The sequence below is a fragment of the Balneicella halophila genome (assembly GCF_003096835.1).
GTDB classification, from domain to species: domain Bacteria; phylum Bacteroidota; class Bacteroidia; order Bacteroidales; family Balneicellaceae; genus Balneicella; species Balneicella halophila.
This window is the reverse complement of sequence record NZ_QENZ01000003.1, coordinates 906,284-926,835: the sequence shown is the minus strand read 5'-3', so window position 1 is coordinate 926,835 and position 20,552 is coordinate 906,284. Positions and strand designations below refer to the sequence as shown.

Genomic DNA, 20,552 nt, shown 5'->3' with positions numbered 1-20,552 from the left:
ATGAATTATATCACCGCCACCAATCTGAAAAAATCCTATGGAGAGCGTGTGCTCTTCGAAGGACTGAGTTTTGCCATTACTGAAGGACAAAAAATTGCTCTTATTGCTAAAAATGGGACAGGAAAAACCAGCTTGTTGAATATTCTTGCGGGTATTGACGAGTCTGATGGTGAAGGCTCTGTGCTTAGAGACAAGGATGCCGTTATTGAATTTCTGCCTCAGCTCCCAACATTAGATGATAATTTGACGATAGAGCAAACAATTTTTGCATCTGAAAGTCCTTTACTTAAAATTGTAGAAAAGTACGAACAAGCACTCAAACATCCAGAAGATGAAGCGAATTATCAAGTAGCCTTCGAACAAATGGATAAAAATAATGCTTGGGTTTTTGAGCAACATTACAAACAACTTTTGACACAGTTAAAAATTACAGACATTGAGCAAAAGGTCGGAACGCTTTCAGGTGGACAAAAGAAACGTGTAGCATTAGCTCACATTTTGGTAAGTAAGCCTGATGTGTTACTTTTAGATGAGCCAACCAACCATTTGGATTTGGAAATGATTGAATGGTTGGAGCAATATCTTGCCCGAGAAAAAGTTACCCTTTTTATGGTTACTCACGACCGCTATTTCTTAGAATGCGTTTGTAATGAAATTTGGGAACTTGATGACAAAACTCTCTACAAGTACAAAGGAAATTACTCTTATTTCTTAAAGAAAAAAGAAGAACGCATACAGCAGTTTGAAACCGAAGTGAGTAAAGCTCAAAATCTCTATCGGAAAGAGTTAGACTGGATGCGTCGCCAACCTAAAGCACGAGGTACAAAGTCAAAATCGCGCATCAGCAGTTTCTATGACATCAAAGAACTTGCACACTTGCGTCGAGAACATCGGAATATTGAGATAGAAGTTCAAATGGAGCGTCTAGGCTCAAAAATCATAAAGTTAGATAAGGTTTCTAAGAGTTTCGACAATCTATCAATTTTAAAGAATTTCAGTTACAATTTTCAAAAGGGAGAACGCGTTGGAATTGTAGGCAATAATGGTACTGGGAAAACCACTTTTTTAAATATACTAACCGAAAAAGAAAATATAGACAGTGGCGAAATAGAATGGGGCGAAACGGTAAAATTTGGTTATTACTCTCAAAAAGGAATTGAAATTAAAACAGGACAGAAAGTTGTAGAAGTAATAAAGGAAGTGGCTGATTATATCCCTTTGTCAAAAGGTCGCCAACTCTCTGCCGAGCAACTGCTGGAACGTTTTCTTTTCTCTCGCAAACAACAGCATGATTTTGTAGAGAATTTAAGTGGTGGCGAGCAAAAGCGTTTGAATCTATGTCGTATTCTAATGACCAATCCGAACTTTCTTATCCTTGATGAGCCCACCAATGATCTGGATATAGTCACGCTCAATATTTTAGAGGAATTTTTGATGAGCTTTGAAGGCTGTTTTTTGGTGGTTTCTCACGACCGTTATTTTATGGATAAGATGGTTGACCATTTATTTATTTTTGAAGGAAACGGAGAGATTAGAGATTTTGCAGGAAACTACACGCAGTACCGCCAAGAATCTGAAGAAAAACAGAAAACACAAGTAAAACCCAAAGAGGAAAAGACGATAAAACCTAAACGACAAAAAACTAAGCTTTCTTACAAAGAACAGTTGGAATACGAACAATTAGAAGAAGAAATTGCCACACTTGAAAGTTTAAAACAAAAAATTGAGAAAAAATTTAATGCCCCTTCTCCTTTGGAAGATGTGTCAGAACTTTCTAAAGAATATGAAAAAGTCAAGCAACAAATAGATGAAAAGACTGAACGCTGGATAGAATTGGAAATGCTTGCGGAAGAGTTAAAAGAGAACAGATAACACCACCCATAAACTATGAGGAAACTAAGAACAGGTTTAATCATTCTTGCGGTACTTCTAATAATTGCTCAGTTATGTCTTTTTGACTACAAAGATTTAGGCTCACCACAAAACATAGATAACTATTTAGGAATAACCGCAATGCTATGCCTAATTATCGCTATGATTATAGATAGAAACAAAAAGGAGTAGATAGACATTTGATAGCATCTCCAAAAGAAAATGTTACAAAACAACACGAACTCTTTATTCATTTGTCTTTTATATCTTTGGCGCTTCAAAAAACAATTAATTATTTGAACTTCATGAAAAAGCTATTCTTTGGATTCTCTTTGCTATTATTAAGTTTTAACTTTATTAACGCACAAGATAATATTACCAATGAGGAATACCCCTCGATTGCACAGAAACTAAATATCGTTCAAAAAAAATCAGATAAATTAAATATCTATTTGAACACGCACACCACATTTGACCTAGCGGATAATGGTTCTAATAATTGGAGTGCAAAGTTCAGAATGAAGGATATTCGCTTCGAAGCCAAAGGCTATCTTACAGATAAATTATTTTACAGACTACGTCACAAACTAAACCAGAGAAATGAAAAAGGATCACTTGATGGCTTATCTAAAGCTACGGATATATTAAAAGTAGGTTATCACTTTAATGATAAAATAACTGTAATTGGTGGTAAGCTCATACAATATTGGGGTGGTTGGGAATATGATTTAAACCCAATTTATATTTATGAATTTTCAGATTATGGAGAAAACATGGATTGTTTCCAACTGGGTGCTGCTGTCATTTACACCCCAAATAAAGACCATGAGTTTGTATTTCAGATAACAGATAATCATAATGATAAATTTGAAGATTTTTATAGTAACTATTACTTACCTGAAGGAATTGAAGAAAGTAAGATGCCACTGACTTATATTTTTAACTGGAATGGTAATCTTTTTAGTGATGTTATTAAAACGCGCTGGGCTGTTGCTTTACAAACTGATGCTAAAGACAAACATACTTATTCAATCACTTTAGGCACAATGCTCAATTTACCCAACTTCCAATTAGCTTTTGACTATATGAGAGACGATTCGGATCTTGATCGACTACTTGTGGCATCTAATGATGCAAAAGATTATTTTATGAGTACAAATACTCCTGTAAATATTTTTGAAGACGTTACTTACAATTCTTTTATCGCTAAAGCAGAATATCAGCCTTCATCATCGTGGAATTTATTTGTCAAAGGAATTTACGAAACCGCAAATGTAGCTGAATTAGAATATATAGACGACAATTTCAGAAAGTCTTATGGCTATTATGCAGGAATAGAATATATGCCTTTTGAAGATCAAGAAATGAGATTATTCCTCACTTATTTGGGTAAAAAAGTAAAATTTGAGGGAAACACGAACCTCTTCAGTAATTATGATAAAAACAGAATAAGTTTAGGAGTTATCTACAGAATAAAGGCATTCTAAGCGACCTACGGGTATATTTATATTGATAATATTGAGTCCGAAGATATCGTGCCAAAACTTTATCGTTATCTTAACTATTAATTTTTATTTTATAATTTTAATTTATTTCGTTTTCTTTATTGAATATTTCTTAATTCCGACTTTATATATATATGAAAAGGTTATTAAATCTAGTATTTGTTCTTCTTATAATAACATTAGAGAATGTTATTGCACAAAATAAGCAGATAGAAGTTGATACAGATAGCACTTTTACTGCACTTATAAATTCACCTAACACGAAACTGAAAGTTGATAACCTGATTAATCTTTTCAAAAATGCTTCAAGAAATAAATATGTTGACTATAACATCATTGACAGCGCAATTAATATAGGAACTAGTTTAGCGTATACGGAAGGTGTTGGAAGAGCATACCAACAAAAAGGACTTATTGCTAGATATAATTATGATTACTATACAGCCATTCAAAATCATAAATTAGCACTAAACTATTTATTAAAGACCGCAGACACACTTGAAACAATTAAATGTTTAAATTCTTTAGGCATTGCATATAGAAAAGTTAATATAACAGATAAATCATTTGACTATTATTTCAAAGCACATACTTTAGCAGAAAAATTTAGTATTCCAAGCCAAGCAATTGCATTAAATGGTATAGGGAATTTATTTACTGACGCAAAAAAATATAACATAGCTCTTTATTTCTTTAAAAAAGCATTAAACCTAGAGATAGCCTCAAATAATAAAAGAGGTATGGAATATGATTATGCCAATATCGGTGAGGCATTTCTCTTTTTAAATAAGTATGATTCTGCTCATTATTATACAGATAAAGCATTAGAACTATCAAAAAATAATGGTAAAAAAGACACACACGGACCTGAGCTTAGTTTATTAGGTAAAATCTATCAGAAACAGGAAAAATTCCGAATATCCAATCTCTACTACAATGAAGCTTCAGTTATCCACAAGCGCAGAGGAAATAAAAGATATCTTTCTAATGCTTTAGTTAATATTGGCATAAATAAAATAGCATTAAAACAAACTGAACAAGGACTTATTTCAATAAATCAGGGACTAAATATTGCAGAAGAAATAGGGTCTAAAGAAAATGCACTCGCTGCTTATAATACCTTGAGTACATATTATTCAAGAGTCGGGAAATATCGTGAAGCACTAAATTACTATAGAAAAGCTTCCTTGTTCAAAGACAGTATTTTTAATGAATTTTCTCAAAAAACACTTATTAACGCACAAATAGCTTACGAAACAAAAGACAAAGAAAAAAGAATTGAACAATTAGCCACAGAAAGCGCAGTGAGTCAGCAAAAAGCAAGACAAAATCATAAGAGAATGATTTATAGTTTAGTAATAGGTACAATATTGTTAGTAAGTTTTTTGATTATACTTTACCTTTTCCGAAAAAATTCACGACTGAAAGTAGAAAACCTCAACAAGAAGTTACAAAACTATATGCTACAGCTCGATGATAATATAAATAAGAACAATATCTCTTATGAAGAAAAAATTAAACCATTCAATTTATCAGAAAGAGAAGCACAAGTTTTGAAACTCATATTAAAAGGACTTAGTAATGATGAGATTGCTAAGCAACTATTCGTCTCTAAAAATACTGTAAAATATCATTCCAAAAATATTTACAGCAAACTTGATGTGAGAAGTCGGATTGAAGCGATGAAAAAAATTGAAATAATTAAATAACATCACAGTAATTTTTTTCTAACATTTGGATAGATATTCTTTCTATCTAAAAACACAACGTAAGTTTAATTTATACTATTCTTCCATAGTAAAAATGATTGATAATGGTAAAACCTACCTCTTGGGGTAGGTTTAAACTACCCTTTTTGATGAAATTTTCTCACTTCAACACTCCTACTTTTACTTCAGAAACACTAAGTCAAATTCTTAAAAAGCAAAATCATGAAAACAAAAAAAATTATTACAACATTCTTTTTTCTATCTATAGCTATTTGTCTATCAAATCCTGTAGATGCACAACTTTTTAAAAAATTAAGAAACCATGCTAAAAAAAAGATAGAGCAAGAAGCAGAAAAAAGGTCTAAGCGAAGAATCGATAAAAAAATTGATAAAAAATTCGATCAAGTTGAAGATGAAATTGACGGTAAAAGAAAGTCAAAAAAGCAATCAGAAAAAAATAAAATAGACGAAAATAGCTCTAACAATACCAGCGATATTCATAGTGATGACAGCAATACAGAAGTATCAGGCACCAATAAACCTAAAAAACAGCAACTTGTATGGAGTAAATTTGACTTTGTACCCGGTGATGAGGTCATTTTTGAAGACGGTCCTGACCCTATGGAGGAAAATGGCGAATTTCCAAGCCGATGGGATCTGGTTAAAGGTCAAGTTGAAATAGCAAATATCAATGGTGAAAATGTATTGATGTTTATAGACGGTAATCCAGAAATTGTGCCTTATCTTAAAAATAGTAGCGAAGATTACTTACCCGATGTATTTACAATAGAGTTTGATTTTTATAAACCATTTGATGGCAATAGAATATCTGTCTATTTATACGACAGAATAAACCAGAAAAAAAACTTAGAAAGTGGGGAATATAATATGTATATGGACATTAGCTCTAAGCGTGTATCAGAAGAATTACATGACGTTATGGGGTATATGCCAAACATTGATTATACAAACTCTAATGATGCCCGATGGATTCATATCTCTATCGCTTTTACAAGAGGAAAATTAAAAGTGTATATGGACGATACAAGAGTGATAAACATTCCCCATTACAAGGGTAACCCTAAGGGCTTATCACTGCAAGCTTATTGGGCAGATTTAGGAGATGACAAACCTTTCTATTTTAAAAACATCCGAATAGCCAAAGGTGGCGTAAAATATTACGATCGCGCCATACAAGACGGAAAAATTATCGTAAACGGAATCAAATTTGACGTAAACAAAACCACGCTACGCCCTGAAAGTATGGGACCTATCAATAAAATCTATCAGTTGATGCAGAAAAAACCAGAGCTAAAATTCAGTGTAGAGGGACATACCGATAGCGATGGAGATGACGCTAACAATCAAACTTTATCCGAAGGTAGAGCCAAAACAGTCATGAATAAACTTGTAGCTATGGGTATAACACAAAATCGATTAACGAGCAAAGGTTTAGGCGAAAGTAAACCTATTGCCAGCAATGATACTCCCGAAGGGAAAGCCAATAACAGAAGAGTAGAGTTTGTTGTTATCAAATAGATTAACTTATCAAACTAACAATATGAAAAATTCACTAATCTTATTATTGATAATAATTTATGGAACAGGGTTAGCACAAGACACATCCATTATTGGAGAGTGGCGGCTTACTACAATGAGAAAAGGGAATAAAGAAAAGAAAGTTAACAGCGGTATAATATTTGAAAAAGGCGGTGTTTTAAAATTGGGATTGTTTAATATGGGAGAGATAATCGAAGCGGGCAAATGGGAGTATAATAGCAAAAACAAGACAATCAAGATGAGCAGCAAAATAGACAGCAATTTGAATGATATAGGAAAAATCATTACCATTTCAGATTCAATATAGGAATATAAGAAAGTGGATATAGTGTATTACTTAGAAAAAAATAAAGAATCAAATAAGTTAATTCCATTTAAATTTACTGAATCAGATTTTTATTCTGAATATGGAAATTATAAATATGATGGCGAAGAAAGTAAATTACCGTGGCAGGATATTACATATATGATTAAAAGTTTGGATAAAGTAAATAAACTAATCTATAAATATTCACGATGGAATGAGGTTTTAAAATCTTATGAAATTAAAACATTAACAGCGAATGTAAATACCAACTTAGAAGAAATGAAATTAGAAATTGATTACATATTTTATGGATACGATAGATACAATTTACCTAAAGACACCGAGTTCCCTTCAAATGTTGACTATACCAGCCCTTAATATCCTGAACAGGATAACAGCTTTAGGGTTATTGGAACCGAAAGACTTAAAACGTCAATTGGTATTTACGAATGCACTGTGATAGAAGCTGTTGAATCTGAAACAAAGAAAAAGCTTTGGATGATTAATGATATGCCTGGCATTTATGCTAAAATAATTGAACAAGAGCCTAATAGGTTCACAAGTGAAATTGATTACAAACTTTATCAACTTAAAAAAATAGTATTAAAATGAAAAATTTAAAGATTTTATTATTTGCATTTGTAATGATTACAAGTTGCAGTAACAGTTCAAAAAAAGATGATGATAAACTTAAACGCTACGATGTTAAATCAGGAATTGTTAATTATCGAATAACGGGTAGTGGTAATATGATGGGAAGTTCGATATCTGAAGAAGGAACAGCTCGTTGTGTTTTTAAAGATTCAGGTGCTACCGAATTAAGAGAAGAGGAATCAACCACCACCACTGTTGTTAAGATACCATTTGCTGGTACAAAAAGAGATGTACAAAGTTCACACACGTTAGATAAATTAATATCAGGAAAGAGTTACTCTGTAGATTTCGAGGAACAGGTAATTTATGAATCTGATGATATGCCAATGAATTTTATCAAAGCATTCTATCCAAATCAAGATGCAGGAGATTTTGGACAAAAAGGGTTAGAGGCTATGGGCGGAAAGAAAATAGGTACGGAAAAGGTACTTGGTTATCCATGTGATATATGGGAATTGATGGGTGTTAAACAATGGATTTATAAAGGCGTCCCTCTTAAGATAGAGGGAAATATAGCTGGCCTGCTTACAGTTCAAGAAGCTGTTAGTGCCACTTTCGATGTAGATATCTCAGATAAAGACTTACAATTACCTGACTATCCTGTAAAAAGGCTTTCAAGTTTTATAGAAAATGATGATGCTTCAGATGATTTCAACGAAGATATGGAAATAGAACAAATGAAAGAGGAGTTAAAAAAAATTCAGAAAATGTCATTCAAGGAATGGAAAAAAACAGTACAAGGAAATGACCCTGAAATGAGAGAATTAAGTGATGAGGAATTAAAAGAAATATATGATATGTCTAAAAAAGCAGCAAAATTTATACTGTAAAAATTTGATATTCAGAGTTTTTATTTAAAGTTTAAGGGATAAACAAATATTTGTTCATCCCTTAAAAAAAACAAGCAAGTCTATAAGCCGGGTTCTGTCCATTTGTCGAAACAATGGTTCTATCATTTATCTCGGAATGCCGTCACCGACAGTCTCTAGCAACCTACCCCCCAACAACGGTCGAGTAAACCTTAATTGCTGGTGTACATGGTCTTGCAATCCGTCAGGCATGCCACAGCCTTGTCACCAAAACTGTGCGTGAGCTCTTACCTCACGTTCTCACCCTTACCCCGAAGGGCGGTTGTTTTCTTCCATACGACTATAAGCTCGCGCCTATCTTCCCGTTAAGAAGGACGGTACTCTGTATTGCCCGGACTTTCCTCTACATCTGTAGCGATAGAACGACCTGCTTGTTGCGGGCAAAGATACAAAGAATCAAGTTTACATTAAGTTTAATCTAAAGACTTTATGGTCTTTAGATTTTGCTTATTTTTGTTGATTATAAATAACAGTAATGACCAATATATATCAACACATCCAACAGTTTTTTATTGACTTCTTCTATATTCTCAATGAAATGTCTCCTTATTTATTGCTGGGACTTTTCTTTGCAGGATTATTAAAAGTCTATCTGCCAGAGAAATTTATCAGTAAATATTTACGAAAAAGCAATGCAAAATCAGCCGTCAACGCTACTTTGTTAGGAATCCCACTCCCCTTATGCTCCTGCGGTGTATTACCTACAGGGATTTCTTTGTATAAAAATGGTGCATCGAAAGGTGCAACCAATGCTTTTATAACTTCAACACCCCAAACAGGTGTAGATTCTATTCTGGTAACCTACGCAATGTTAGGCTTACCCATGGCAATCATCAGAGTTACAGTGGCTCTTATCAGTGGTGTTTTAAGCGGTATAGCGACCAATCTCTTTACCAAGAAAGAAAATCGTGTTAAGGTTACCGTAGAAAAAAAGACTATAAGTTGTGCTACAGAAGTAAAAGCTAGTGGTTTTAGTCGTATTGCGGAAGTGTTTCGGTATGCTTTTCTCACATTTTTATCAGACATTGCTCGTTGGCTTGTCATTGGGATTTTAGTTGCAGCTTTTATTTCTGTATTACTTCCTGATGCTTTCTTCACAAACTATATTTCCTCGGGAATTTTAGGTATCGCACTCATCTTAGTTGCCTCTATGCCTTTGTACATATGTGCAACTGCTTCTGTACCCATTGCTGCAGTCTTGATGAGCAAAGGTATTTCTCCGGGTGCTATTTTAGTCTTCTTAATGGCAGGTCCCGCCACTAATGTTGCATCTTTTACACTCATAGGAAAGACAATGGGAAAGAAAAGTCTAATCGCATACTTAGCAACCATTATTGGAGCAGCAGTAGGTTTTGGCATTTTGATAGATACTTTTCTTCCAAGGGAATGGTTCACCATTGAAAATCTATCTCATAATCACGTACACGGTGGCGAACAAGGCTGGATCTTTTGGTTGCAAACAATCTCCACTATAATACTTGTGGGGCTTATTTTGTATATTTACATTCAAAAACATATTGAAAAAACAAAACCTATGACACACTCAAAAGATAGTAGTATTTACAAAGTACCAGACGTATCATGCAACCATTGTAAAAAAAGTCTTGAAGATGCTTTTAGTGCATTCGAATCCGTTCAAGAAGTTAATGTTAATGTTCCTAAAAAAACCTTGCTCATCAAAGGAGCTATTACTGATGAAACAGTAGAAAAGATTGTAAAAGAAAGGGGATTCACCTACGAAGGACGATTATAATTATGATCATAGTGCCCTTAGTATTTTTTAACAAACCTTTACTGAAATTTAAGGTACTCCTTGTTATTTTTGCAAGGGTTAAAAAACATAAAAGCATATGACAATAGCTGTTGATATTAAAGAATTAAACGAAAGAATCCAGAAAGAAAGTGCCTTTGTGGATATTATTTCCATGGAGATGGATAAGGTTCTGGTTGGACAAAAGCATTTAGTTGAGTCGTTACTCATTGGCTTACTATCTAACGGACATATCTTATTGGAAGGAGTTCCAGGATTAGCAAAAACTTTGGCGATAAAGACTTTAGCTGAGATGATAGAGGCAAAATATCATCGCATTCAGTTTACTCCAGATCTACTCCCTGCCGATGTTGTAGGTACAATGATTTACAGTCAAAAGACGGAAGAATTTCAAGTAAAAAGAGGTCCTATATTTGCCAACTTTATCTTAGCCGATGAGATAAATCGTGCTCCTGCTAAAGTTCAAGCGGCACTTTTAGAGGCTATGCAAGAGCGACAAGTAACCTTAGGTGACCAAACTTACAAGTTGGAAGAACCTTTCTTAGTAATGGCTACGCAAAACCCAATTGAACAAGAAGGGACATATCCACTGCCAGAGGCGCAAGTTGACCGTTTTTTACTAAAAACAGTTATTACCTATCCTAAGAAGGAAGAAGAAAAGCTGATTGTTCGTCGAAATCTTCTTAAGGATTATCCTACTCCTAATAAAGTAATGACTACAGAGGCTATCGAAAATGCACGTTCTATAGTTAAGGAAGTGTATTTAGATGAAAAAATAGAAAAATATCTCGTTGACATTGTATTTGCGACACGATTCCCAGAAGATAATGGTTTAGAGCAGTTCAAGGACATGATAGCATTTGGAGCCTCTCCACGTGCAAGTATAAGTTTAGCAATCGCAGCAAAATCTTATGCGTTTATTAAGCGTAGAGGTTATGTTATTCCTGAAGACGTAAGAGCCGTTGCACACAGTGTGTTGCGTCATCGTATTGGATTGACTTACGAAGCAGAAGCGAATAATATCAGTCCTGATGATGTAATTAGTGAAATTCTGAATACTATTGATGTACCTTAGAAGAGAATCATGCGTCTAAGCACACAAGACATACTCAAGAAAGTTCGTAAGATTGAAATCAAGTCCAGAGGTCTTTCCAATAATATTTTTGCAGGTGAATATCACACCCGTTTCAAAGGTAGAGGAATGACTTTTAGCGAGGTTCGTAATTACCAATATGGTGATGATACAAGAACTATTGATTGGAATGTTACGGCACGGTACAACCAACCTTTCATCAAACTATATGAAGAAGAACGAGAACTGACCGTAATGCTTCTTATAGATGTAAGTGGTTCAACAATTTTCGGTACAGAAGATAAATTCAAAAGAGAACAAATCGCCGAAATTGCTGCAGTTCTGGCTTTTTCTGCTATTCAAAACAATGATAAGGTGGGCGTTCTTTTCTTCTCCGATAAGATTGAACGATATATTCCTGCCAAGAAAGGAAAATCTCACATTCTCAGAATTATTAGGGAATTACTTAGTTTTGAAGCTAAAGGTAAAGGTACTGACGTAGCTGTAGCATTAAAATATCTTACTAATGCTCAAAAAAGACGCTGTACTACATTTGTAATTTCAGACTTTGTTTCTCCTGATTTTGACAAGGCATTATCCATCGCCAATAATAAACATGATGTGGTAGCATTGCAGGTTTATGACCATAGGGAAACTGAGATTCCAAACGTAGGAATTTTGAAAGTAAAAGATGCAGAAACTGGAGAGTATTATTGGGTAAATACTGCCAATAAAAAGGTTCGTGAGCAATATTCAGAATGGTGGAATAATTTTCAAAATAATACCATAAGGTTGTTTAAACAGAAAAAAGTCGATTTTGTTAATATTCGTACTGATGAGGATTATGTTTTTGCATTACAGAATTTATTTAAACAAAGAGCTGGTAAATAAGATAATTTAAAATATTCTCTATTTTAAATTTTTATTCATCTTAAAAAAGGTGTACATGATAAAGAAAATTGTAAAAATATTTTTAATTTTACTGATAAGTATTACTTCAGCGAATGCTCAGCAAGACAGTATCCCCCCTGTAGTTCAAATAGATACCACCGTTTTTAGTATTGGAGACCAGATACACTTTCGTCTTTCTCTTCCTGTTCCGAAAGGTAAAGAAGCTATTTTTCCTGATTTTAAAGAAAAGATTGGAGAAAGTCTTGAAATCATCAGTAAAACCATTGATACACTTGAATTAAAAGACAACATACAACAAATAACCCACGATTATTTAGTTACTTCTTTTGACACGGGTTATATTTTTATCCCTCCATTTGAGGTCGGAATAGTCGAGGAAGGCTATAACTCTACAATGACCACAGACAGTGCAATGTTATACGTGAACTATCCCATCGTTGATATGGAAAAAGGAATTTTTGACATAAAACCTCCCGCCGATTTACCTTTTAAATTTAGTGAGTGGTTACCTTATGCAAAGATTATTGGAATTATTTTTCTAGTTATTTTAGCCATTGTTGCAATATTGCTTTACTATTTCTTGATTTATAAGAAAAAGAAAGAAAAGAAACAAGAAGAAATTGTTGACAATAGACCAGCAGATGTGAAGGCTCTTGAAGCTCTCAGTGACTTGAAAGCTAAAAAGCTATGGCAAAATGATAGAGTTAAGCTTTATTATTCAGAACTTACGGATATCATTAGACATTATTTGGACGAACGCTATGGAATGCATACAATGGAAAGCACAAGCAGTGAAATATTAACAGCTATAAAATTGCAGGATGTAAAACCGGAAAACATTGATTGCCTGCGTGATATTTTCAGTCGTGCTGATATGGCAAAATTCGCTAAAGGTAATCCCCTACCAGATGAAAATGATAAGAGCTGGAGCGATGCCGTTCAGTTTGTGCAACATACAAAAGAAATTATAATCAATACTGAAAAGGGAGGTGCAAAATGACAGATATAACTTTTGCAGATAAGGAATATTTATGGTTGTTGCTACTCTTGCTTCCGCTTCTTGGCTGGTATTTTTGGAAGCATCAAAAACAACACGCACATATAGAGGTCCCAAATACAATTGCATTTGGAGATTTTAGGAAGACGAGAAAGGTTTGGCAACATATTCTTTACACCTTGCTATTTTCTTCATTAGTTTTTCTGATTGTTGCAATGGCACGTCCACAAACTTCATTTAGTTTTGAGAAAAGCAAAACCGAAGGTATTGATATTGTGATTGCTTTAGACATTTCATTTAGTATGTTAGCTCAAGATTTCCAACCAAATCGTCTGGAGGCAGCCAAAGACGTTGCGATGGAGTTTGTTACCAATCGCCCCAATGACCGTATCGGTTTGGTTGTTTTTAGTGGAGAAAGTTATACTCAATGTCCTCCGACCACAGACCAGCGTATCTTGCTTAATCTTTTTTCGGAAGTGAAAACAAATGATGCTATTGATGGCGGTACAGCTATAGGAAATGGATTAGCAACCTCAATAAACCGACTTCGGGAGAGTGAAGCCAAGTCTAAAGTTATCATCCTACTCACAGATGGTGAAAACAACCGAGGTTCTATTGCGCCAGAGACAGCAGCTGAGTTAGCTGGAAAGTTTGGGGTAAAAGTTTACACTATTGGGATTGGTTCAAACGGAACCGCTCGTACGCCTGTAGGTATACGACCCAATGGTCATATACTCTACGACAACCTTCCTGTAAAGCTGGACGAAGCACTTCTACAAACCATAGCCGAGACAACTGATGGTAAATATTATCGTGCTACCACAAAGAATAAATTGAAAGAAATATACACGGCGATAGATAAACTTGAAAAAACTAAAATTTTAAAAGATAAACATACACGACATAATGAAATGTTCCAACTCTTTGCATTTATAGGATTAGCATTATTAGCTTTGTATATTTTATTAAAATTTTGGATACTTAAAATAACTCCTTGATATGTTTCGATTTGCTAACCATAATTTCCTTTACTTGTTGTTGATTTGCATACTATTTATAGTATTGCTATTGTTTTATTTACGTAGAAGGAAGAGCTCCATCAAAAAATTCGGACAATGGGACTTGGTAAGGAACTTGATGCCACAGTACGCCAGAAATTTACCGTTGTATAAGGCATTGTTTATTATTGGGTCGATTTTCTTCCTCATTTTAGCAATTGCACGCCCACAGTTTGGAGAACGTACAGAAACCATAAGAAAAGAGGGAATCGAGATAATGATTGCTTTAGACATATCAAACTCTATGTTGGCAGAAGATATCGCTCCTAGCCGATTAGAACGTTCTAAGTATGCATTATCACAATTAATTGACAAACTAAAAAACGATAAATTAGGTTTAGTCGCATTTGCAGGTGATGCATTTATTCAATTACCGATGACACATGACTATTCTGCAGCTAAACTTTTTGTATCTACGATAAGTCCTGATCTTATTTCAGAACAAGGAACATCAATAGGAAGCGCTATTTCATTAGCAAGTACATCGTTTACAACAGACAGTGACATCGGTAAAGCAATCATTATTATCACCGATGGTGAAGACCATGAAGGAAATGCGATGAAAGCAGCCAAAGAAGCACACAAAAAAGGCATACAAATATTCACTATTGGTATGGGGTTAGAAAAGGGTGCACCTATTCCTTCACCACGCCAGAACGGAGAATTTATAAAAGATGAAGCTGGGAATACCGTTATTTCTAAACTAAATCCTACGTATCTTCAAGAAGTGGCTAGCGCTGCAAACGGGACTTACATCCAAGCAAGTAATACGAATGTTGGATTGGATGATATATTCTCTGAGATTAATAGACTGAATACAGAAACTTATGAAAGCACTGAATTTACAGCTCATGCAGAGCAATATCAATACTTTCTTGCTATCAGTATTATTTTACTGATTATAGGAATTCTTTTCCCGGAAAGACGTCATACTTCTTGGGCAAAGTACAGTATTTTTAAAGTTGACAATCAAGAAAAGATTTTAAAAGAAAATGAATAGAATACAGACATATCTCTTAATTGTAATAATCGGTCTTTTGGCAACCTCTTGTTCACTTAGTGATAACGAACGAAAGATGGTTCGTGAAGGAAATAAAGCATATCAAGATAGTATTTTTGATGAAGCTGAAATTCTTTATCGTAAAGCTTTGGACTACAATCCAACATCCTTTGTTGCCCACTATAATATTGCTAATACTACATACAAGCAAGAGAATTATAAAGAAGCTGTAAAAAAATACATTCGTCTTTTAGATTCTTTAGAAACAAAGGAGTGGAAATCAGCTTCACTGCATAACCTTGGAAATAGCTATTTGCACACGCAAAAAATTGATAAAGCTATTGAAGCATATAAAGAGTCGCTAAGAGAGAATCCTGATGATAAGGAAACTAAGTATAATTTGATCTATGCTATGAAATTGCGGGAACAACAGCAACAGCAACAACAGCAGAATCAAAACCAGAAAAAGCAAGACCAACAGGATAACGAAAACAAACAAGATCAGAAAAGCCAACAAGATAATCAACCTAAAGATGGGGATAAGGAAACTAAGCCACAACCTAAACCAGGAGAAGGTAAAGGAGAGAGAGAAGAAAACCAAGAGGATGAACAAAAGGATAAAAAGAAACAGGACAACCAAGAATCAGGAGATCAAAAAGATGGAGAAAAGGGAGATGACGAACGAGAAAATAATGCGCCTGAACCGTCAGATTCTAAGGAAGGAAATCCAGATGAGAATGGAGAAAAACAACTTATTCCTGTAGAACTCTCTAAAGAAGAGGCTGAAGATTTATTGGATGCTATTGCAGTAGAAGAAAAGGAATCTCAGGAGAAGGTACAAAAAGACAAAACACGTAAAAAAGGTCGTGTGAAAAAGAAAAAGAATTGGTAAAATCCTAAGAAAAAAGGTAGATTCAAAATTGTATCTTTGTAAGAATATAATTAATCGGAGACAGAATACTTATGAAACAAAATAGTAAAAGATATTTAATACTGGGACTATTACTACTATGGAGTTTTATGCTTAGCGCACAGGTAAATTTTACGCTAGATGCTCCTGAATATGTTCATGAAGGCGATCGGTTTAAGATTAGCTACGTATTGAATGAGAAGCCAGAAGACAATATAAAAATACCAGAATTGTTAGGTTTCCAAATACTGATGGGGCCCTCTGTTTACTCCTCAAGAAACGTAAGTATTGTTAATGGAAAAATGACTAGCAACAAATCTTATACTTATAGCTATGTGCTCTTAGCAGAAAAGAAAGGTAAATACACCATACCTCCAGCATCAGTAATCATTGATGGCAAAACTTATGAGACTGCCACCAAAGAGATTGAAGTTTTAGAAGGTAATGCTAAAGTGCCTAATCAAGGTAGCACTACGCAACCTCAAGAACAACAAAAATCCCCTAAACAAGCAACTACACTTTCAAAAAACCAAAAAGATAACTTTTTTGTGAAAGTCTTATTGAGTAAAAATAATTTATATCCTAATGAACACACTGTAGCTACATTAAAGTTATACACACGCTATGGGGGTATTTCCAATGTGCAGATTGATCCTCCATCATTTAACGGATTTTTGAGTAAAGAAGTTCCGAACAGTGGACAAAATCAATTTTCTCAAGAAAATATCAATGGACAAATCTACAATACTGCAGTGATTGGCAAGTATATTTTATTTCCACAGCGTGCCGGAAAGCTTACCATTGATGATTTCTCTATCAGTGCTGTGGCACAACAACGGGTGAGTTCTGGAAGAAGCATTTTTGATGATTTCTTTGGTGGAAGTGTGCAACAATTCAATGTAAGTGCAAAAAATCCTCCAATAACAGTCAATGTAATTCCCCTTCCCTCTAATAAACCTGCATCATTTACGAATGCTGTGGGTAAATTTACTATCAGTTCTAGTTTAAGTGCTGATAGTGTGTCAACCAATGAAGCGGTAACACTCAAAATCACGCTAAAAGGTAATGGTAACTTACAGATGCAAAAAGCTCCCAAAATACAGTTCTCTCCTGACTTAGAAGTTTATGATCCCAAAACGATGAATAATTCCGGCATTACGGTTTCAGGTATGAATGGAAGTACTACTTTTGAATATCTAATTATTCCAAGACAAGCTGGAACTTTCACACTACCAGGAATTACGTTTAGTTATTTTGATCCTTCTACTAAATCTTATAAAGAAATTAAATCACAAGATTATACATTAAAAGTAACTCAAGGAACTAAGCAAATAGACAATACTGAAGCTATATCACGTTACCAAAATAATCAACAAGATGTGTCAGAATTAGGAAATGATATTAAGTTCATTAAAACAAAAATACCTAGTTTGAGAACAAAAGATAGTTATTTTTGGAATAGCTTAGTTTTTTGGATTCTTCTAGTTGGAATTCCTTTTATTGCTCTTATTTATTTTATAGTTCTGAAGCAACAGAAAGCTCGGTCAGCTGACGTGATGAAAAATAAGAGCAAAAAAGCAAATAAAGTAGCTATCAAAAGATTAAAGACAGCTAAAAAAAGTTTAGAACAAAACAATAAAGAAGAATTTTATGCTCAAGTCTTAGAAGCACTATGGGGATTCGCAAGTGATAAACTCCATATTCCAAAATCAGAATTAAATAAAGACAATATTCATGATTTACTTGTTCAGAAAGGGGTTCCTGAAGAAAATATTGAGGCATATATTGCTACGCTGAACGAATGCGAAATGGCACAGTACGCCCCTATTTCCTCGGCAAATATGAGGAATAGCTACCAAAGCGCTGTTGATATTATTAGTAAATTAGAACAAAACATTTAATCTGAGAGGGTTTTTATTGTGAAAACAACAACAAAATGATACAAAAGATTAATATACTTTTCACGTTACTCTTGATAACTTCCTTAAGTTGGGGACAAGATACTGCATTTACGAAAGGGAATGAACAGTATAAAGAAGGTAATTATAATGAGGCAATTTCTAACTATGAAAATGTACTGAAAAATGAAGGCGAGGCGGCTTCAGTATATTACAATTTAGGGAATGCCTACTTCAAAAAAGGCGATTTAGCGAGTGCTATTCTCAATTACGAACGTGCTTATCGTTTAAATCCCTCTGACAAAGACATCCGTGCCAACCTAGCCTATGCAAATGCACAAAAAGTGGACAAAATAGAAAAACCGCAACGTGTTTTCTTTTTCAGATGGATACAGCTTCTTGTTGAGGAATTCCATAGTAACACTTGGGCGTATATTGGCATTGCTTTCTGGGCAGTTCTTTTTATATTCCTGACATTATTCATCAGAACATTTTCAGAAAAAAAACGTAAAATTTTCTTTTCATTTATCTTGTTTAGTCTATTAATTTCTTTGTTCAGTTTCTATGCCTCTTATTCTCAGTACTCGGTAAATGAGAATAAAACACACGCTATTGTTTTCGCACAGAATATCACAGCTAAGAGTACACCGAGCAACAATGGAACCGACCTGTTTATACTGCATCCTGGTACAAAAGTAAAAGTCTTAGATAAAGTTGGCAATTGGTACAAAATTCAATTAGCTGATGAAAGGGAGGGCTGGTTACCTGCCAAAGAAGTTGTTAAAATCTAAATAAATAAAACTATGAAAAACTACATCCTGCTTATTTTACTTATGACCTCAGCTTTTTACTCTTGCAATAATAAGAGCGCTAACCCTGATGAAGCTGAAGCTACGATAAATGCTGAAGATCTCGAAAAGCATGTTATGGCTCTCGCCTCTGATGAATTTCAAGGCAGAAAACCTTCAACCATAGGTGAAAAACGAACTACGGAATATTTACAGAAAGTTTTTAAAGACATGGGCTTAAAAGGAGCTTTCGAAAACAACAGTTATTTTCAAGAAGTCCCAATAGTCTCTATGAACTATTCCCCATCAACCGAAATTAATCTGAAAACAAAAAAAGGGAATCTAAAGCTAGAAAATATCAAAGACTATATTGCAACAACACCGCATATCGTTGATGAAGTGAAGTTAAAGGATACACCTATCGTTTTCGCCGGCTACGGTATTGTTGCTCCAGAGTATGGTTGGGATGATTATAAGAACATTGACGTAGAAGGAAAGATTGTTTTAGTCTTGGTTAATGACCCAGGCTTTGCTACGAAAGACAGTACGCTTTTCAATGGCAATGCGATGACGTATTACGGTAGATGGCCTTATAAATTCGAAGAAGCTGCCAGACAAGGCGCCACAGGAGTTTGGGTAATTCATAGTACTGATGCTGCTGGTTACGGGTGGAATGTTTTGACAAATACCGCAGAGACAAATCTTTATATCCAAGCAGAAAATGGCAACAAAAATATGTGTACGTTAGAAGGTTGGATAAATGACAGAGCTTGTGAAAAATTATTTAATGCTTGTGGTCAAGATTTTAATCAACTTAGAGAGAATGCTTTGAATAGAAATTTTGAAGCGATTGAACTGGGTACAAATATGGATATCTCAATCAAAAATAAATTGAAATACACGAGCAGTAAAAATGTAGCTGCAGTGCTAGAAGGCACTGTTAATCCTGAAGAATGTATTGTTTACACTGCTCATTGGGATCATTTTGGAATTGGACCTGTTGACAACAATGGCGACAGTATCTACAACGGTGCCTGTGACAATGCCATCCCATTAGCTTGCATGCTTGAGACTGCCAAAGCATTTTCTAATTTAAAGGTAAAACCAAAGCGTTCTGTGGTGTTTCTTTCTATAACTGCAGAGGAAACCGGAATGATTGGTTCACAATATTATGCACAGCACAGTCCCTTTGCGATAGACAAAACAGTAGCTAATCTTAATTACGAGTTGTTTTTGCCGATGGGAAGAATGAAGGATGTAACGATTACTGGCTTTGGGCAGTCTGAGTTAGATAATTATGTGGCTGAAGAAGCAAAAAAACAAGATCGGTACATTGTTGCTGAACCATTCCCTGAAAACGGAATGTATTATCGATCAGATCATTTTAGATTTGCTCAAGTAGGGGTACCATCACTATTTATTAAGGGTTGGCAAGATAGTCGTGAGTACGGTAAAGAATGGGCTAAGGAACAAATTAATAATTATTGGGCAAATGCATATCATAAACCAGGCGACAATTATTATCCAGAGCAGTCAGACCTATCAGGCAATGTAGAAGATGCCAAACTGTTCTTTAAAATAGGTTATCGATTGGCTAATGAAAATAGCTTTCCTAAGTGGAATGAAAATTCTGAATTCAAATCGATAAGAGAAAACTAACAAGTTCTTCT

18 protein-coding genes and 1 other RNA gene are annotated in these 20,552 nt (G+C 34.5%); 18 read left to right on the top strand and 1 reads right to left on the bottom strand.

Annotated features, from left to right (window positions below):
- The 8 genes from C7377_RS04140 to C7377_RS04110 all read left to right on the top strand — a co-directional run bounded on the left by C7377_RS04140 (nucleotide 1) and on the right by C7377_RS04110 (nucleotide 8,437).
- A complete protein-coding gene (locus C7377_RS04140) occupies nucleotides 1-1,872 on the top strand; it encodes an ABC-F family ATP-binding cassette domain-containing protein (RefSeq protein WP_116496044.1) in 1,872 nt (623 codons plus the stop codon).
- Nucleotides 1,873-1,887: 15 nt separating this feature from the next.
- Nucleotides 1,888-2,064, top strand: a complete 177-nt coding sequence (locus tag C7377_RS09370) for a hypothetical protein (RefSeq protein WP_165806842.1) — start codon at nucleotides 1,888-1,890, stop codon at nucleotides 2,062-2,064.
- Between the two features lie 113 nt (nucleotides 2,065-2,177).
- Complete coding sequence (locus C7377_RS04135; RefSeq protein WP_116496043.1) at nucleotides 2,178-3,359, top strand: porin; 1,182 nt, start codon at nucleotides 2,178-2,180, stop codon at nucleotides 3,357-3,359.
- A 152-nt stretch (nucleotides 3,360-3,511) separates the two neighbouring features.
- Nucleotides 3,512-5,086 (top strand): LuxR family transcriptional regulator, encoded by a 1,575-nt coding sequence (locus C7377_RS04130; protein ID WP_116496042.1) that lies wholly within the window; start codon nucleotides 3,512-3,514, stop codon nucleotides 5,084-5,086.
- Nucleotides 5,087-5,308: 222 nt separating this feature from the next.
- Nucleotides 5,309-6,625 (top strand): OmpA family protein, encoded by a 1,317-nt coding sequence (locus C7377_RS04125; protein ID WP_116496041.1) that lies wholly within the window; start codon nucleotides 5,309-5,311, stop codon nucleotides 6,623-6,625.
- Between the two features lie 22 nt (nucleotides 6,626-6,647).
- The gene (locus tag C7377_RS04120) at nucleotides 6,648-6,953 is read left to right on the top strand and encodes a hypothetical protein (protein ID WP_116496040.1); all 306 of its coding nucleotides are present in this window, start codon (nucleotides 6,648-6,650) and stop codon (nucleotides 6,951-6,953) included.
- 12 nt (nucleotides 6,954-6,965) lie between these two features.
- Entirely contained in the window at nucleotides 6,966-7,331 is a 366-nt protein-coding gene (locus C7377_RS04115; protein WP_116496039.1) for a hypothetical protein, read from the top strand.
- A gap of 230 nt (nucleotides 7,332-7,561) precedes the next feature.
- The gene (locus C7377_RS04110; RefSeq protein WP_116496038.1) at nucleotides 7,562-8,437 is read left to right on the top strand and encodes a hypothetical protein; all 876 of its coding nucleotides are present in this window, start codon (nucleotides 7,562-7,564) and stop codon (nucleotides 8,435-8,437) included.
- A 67-nt stretch (nucleotides 8,438-8,504) separates the two neighbouring features.
- Here the strand turns inward: C7377_RS04110 and rnpB are convergent.
- Nucleotides 8,505-8,850, bottom strand: an RNA gene (rnpB, locus tag C7377_RS04105) — RNase P RNA component class A.
- Between the two features lie 101 nt (nucleotides 8,851-8,951).
- Between rnpB and C7377_RS04100 the strand changes: the two genes are divergently transcribed.
- The 10 genes from C7377_RS04100 to C7377_RS04055 all read left to right on the top strand — a co-directional run bounded on the left by C7377_RS04100 (nucleotide 8,952) and on the right by C7377_RS04055 (nucleotide 20,541).
- A complete protein-coding gene (locus C7377_RS04100; protein WP_116496037.1) occupies nucleotides 8,952-10,229 on the top strand; it encodes a permease in 1,278 nt (425 codons plus the stop codon).
- Nucleotides 10,230-10,326: 97 nt separating this feature from the next.
- Nucleotides 10,327-11,322 carry an AAA family ATPase gene (locus C7377_RS04095; protein WP_116496036.1) on the top strand — a complete coding sequence of 332 codons (996 nt, stop codon included), beginning with the start codon at nucleotides 10,327-10,329 and terminating at the stop codon, nucleotides 11,320-11,322.
- A gap of 9 nt (nucleotides 11,323-11,331) precedes the next feature.
- Nucleotides 11,332-12,210, top strand: coding sequence for a DUF58 domain-containing protein (locus C7377_RS04090; protein ID WP_116496035.1), 879 nt, complete (start codon nucleotides 11,332-11,334; stop codon nucleotides 12,208-12,210).
- Nucleotides 12,211-12,265: 55 nt separating this feature from the next.
- Entirely contained in the window at nucleotides 12,266-13,231 is a 966-nt protein-coding gene (locus C7377_RS04085) for a hypothetical protein (RefSeq protein ID WP_116496034.1), read from the top strand.
- A gap of 5 nt (nucleotides 13,232-13,236) precedes the next feature.
- On the top strand, nucleotides 13,237-14,226 hold the full coding sequence (locus tag C7377_RS04080; protein ID WP_207778424.1) for a vWA domain-containing protein: 990 nt from the start codon (nucleotides 13,237-13,239) through the stop codon (nucleotides 14,224-14,226).
- 139 nt (nucleotides 14,227-14,365) lie between these two features.
- A complete protein-coding gene (locus tag C7377_RS04075; RefSeq protein WP_207778404.1) occupies nucleotides 14,366-15,286 on the top strand; it encodes a VWA domain-containing protein in 921 nt (306 codons plus the stop codon).
- Nucleotides 15,279-16,178, top strand: a complete 900-nt coding sequence (locus C7377_RS04070) for a tetratricopeptide repeat protein (protein ID WP_116496031.1) — start codon at nucleotides 15,279-15,281, stop codon at nucleotides 16,176-16,178. Before C7377_RS04075 ends, C7377_RS04070 begins: the two co-directional genes overlap by 8 nt.
- A 71-nt stretch (nucleotides 16,179-16,249) precedes the next feature.
- Entirely contained in the window at nucleotides 16,250-18,097 is a 1,848-nt protein-coding gene (locus C7377_RS04065) for a BatD family protein (RefSeq protein WP_116496030.1), read from the top strand.
- A gap of 35 nt (nucleotides 18,098-18,132) precedes the next feature.
- The gene (locus C7377_RS04060; RefSeq protein WP_116496029.1) at nucleotides 18,133-18,885 is read left to right on the top strand and encodes a tetratricopeptide repeat protein; all 753 of its coding nucleotides are present in this window, start codon (nucleotides 18,133-18,135) and stop codon (nucleotides 18,883-18,885) included.
- 12 nt (nucleotides 18,886-18,897) lie between these two features.
- Complete coding sequence (locus C7377_RS04055; RefSeq protein ID WP_116496028.1) at nucleotides 18,898-20,541, top strand: M20/M25/M40 family metallo-hydrolase; 1,644 nt, start codon at nucleotides 18,898-18,900, stop codon at nucleotides 20,539-20,541.
- The last annotated feature ends 11 nt before the right edge of the window (nucleotides 20,542-20,552 follow it).

Coding starts and splice junctions, on each gene's coding strand:
- C7377_RS04085 (WP_116496034.1), top strand. CDS start 12,266: ATGATAAAGAAAATTGTAAAAATATTTTTAATTTTACTGATAAGTATT.
- C7377_RS04065 (WP_116496030.1), top strand. CDS start 16,250: ATGAAACAAAATAGTAAAAGATATTTAATACTGGGACTATTACTACTA.
- C7377_RS04130 (WP_116496042.1), top strand. CDS start 3,512: ATGAAAAGGTTATTAAATCTAGTATTTGTTCTTCTTATAATAACATTA.
- C7377_RS04055 (WP_116496028.1), top strand. CDS start 18,898: ATGAAAAACTACATCCTGCTTATTTTACTTATGACCTCAGCTTTTTAC.
- C7377_RS04125 (WP_116496041.1), top strand. CDS start 5,309: ATGAAAACAAAAAAAATTATTACAACATTCTTTTTTCTATCTATAGCT.
- C7377_RS04120 (WP_116496040.1), top strand. CDS start 6,648: ATGAAAAATTCACTAATCTTATTATTGATAATAATTTATGGAACAGGG.
- C7377_RS04140 (WP_116496044.1), top strand. CDS start 1: ATGAATTATATCACCGCCACCAATCTGAAAAAATCCTATGGAGAGCGT.
- C7377_RS04135 (WP_116496043.1), top strand. CDS start 2,178: ATGAAAAAGCTATTCTTTGGATTCTCTTTGCTATTATTAAGTTTTAAC.
- C7377_RS04070 (WP_116496031.1), top strand. CDS start 15,279: ATGAATAGAATACAGACATATCTCTTAATTGTAATAATCGGTCTTTTG.
- C7377_RS04075 (WP_207778404.1), top strand. CDS start 14,366: ATGCCACAGTACGCCAGAAATTTACCGTTGTATAAGGCATTGTTTATT.
- C7377_RS04100 (WP_116496037.1), top strand. CDS start 8,952: ATGACCAATATATATCAACACATCCAACAGTTTTTTATTGACTTCTTC.
- C7377_RS09370 (WP_165806842.1), top strand. CDS start 1,888: ATGAGGAAACTAAGAACAGGTTTAATCATTCTTGCGGTACTTCTAATA.
- C7377_RS04110 (WP_116496038.1), top strand. CDS start 7,562: ATGAAAAATTTAAAGATTTTATTATTTGCATTTGTAATGATTACAAGT.
- C7377_RS04090 (WP_116496035.1), top strand. CDS start 11,332: ATGCGTCTAAGCACACAAGACATACTCAAGAAAGTTCGTAAGATTGAA.
- C7377_RS04095 (WP_116496036.1), top strand. CDS start 10,327: ATGACAATAGCTGTTGATATTAAAGAATTAAACGAAAGAATCCAGAAA.
- C7377_RS04060 (WP_116496029.1), top strand. CDS start 18,133: ATGATACAAAAGATTAATATACTTTTCACGTTACTCTTGATAACTTCC.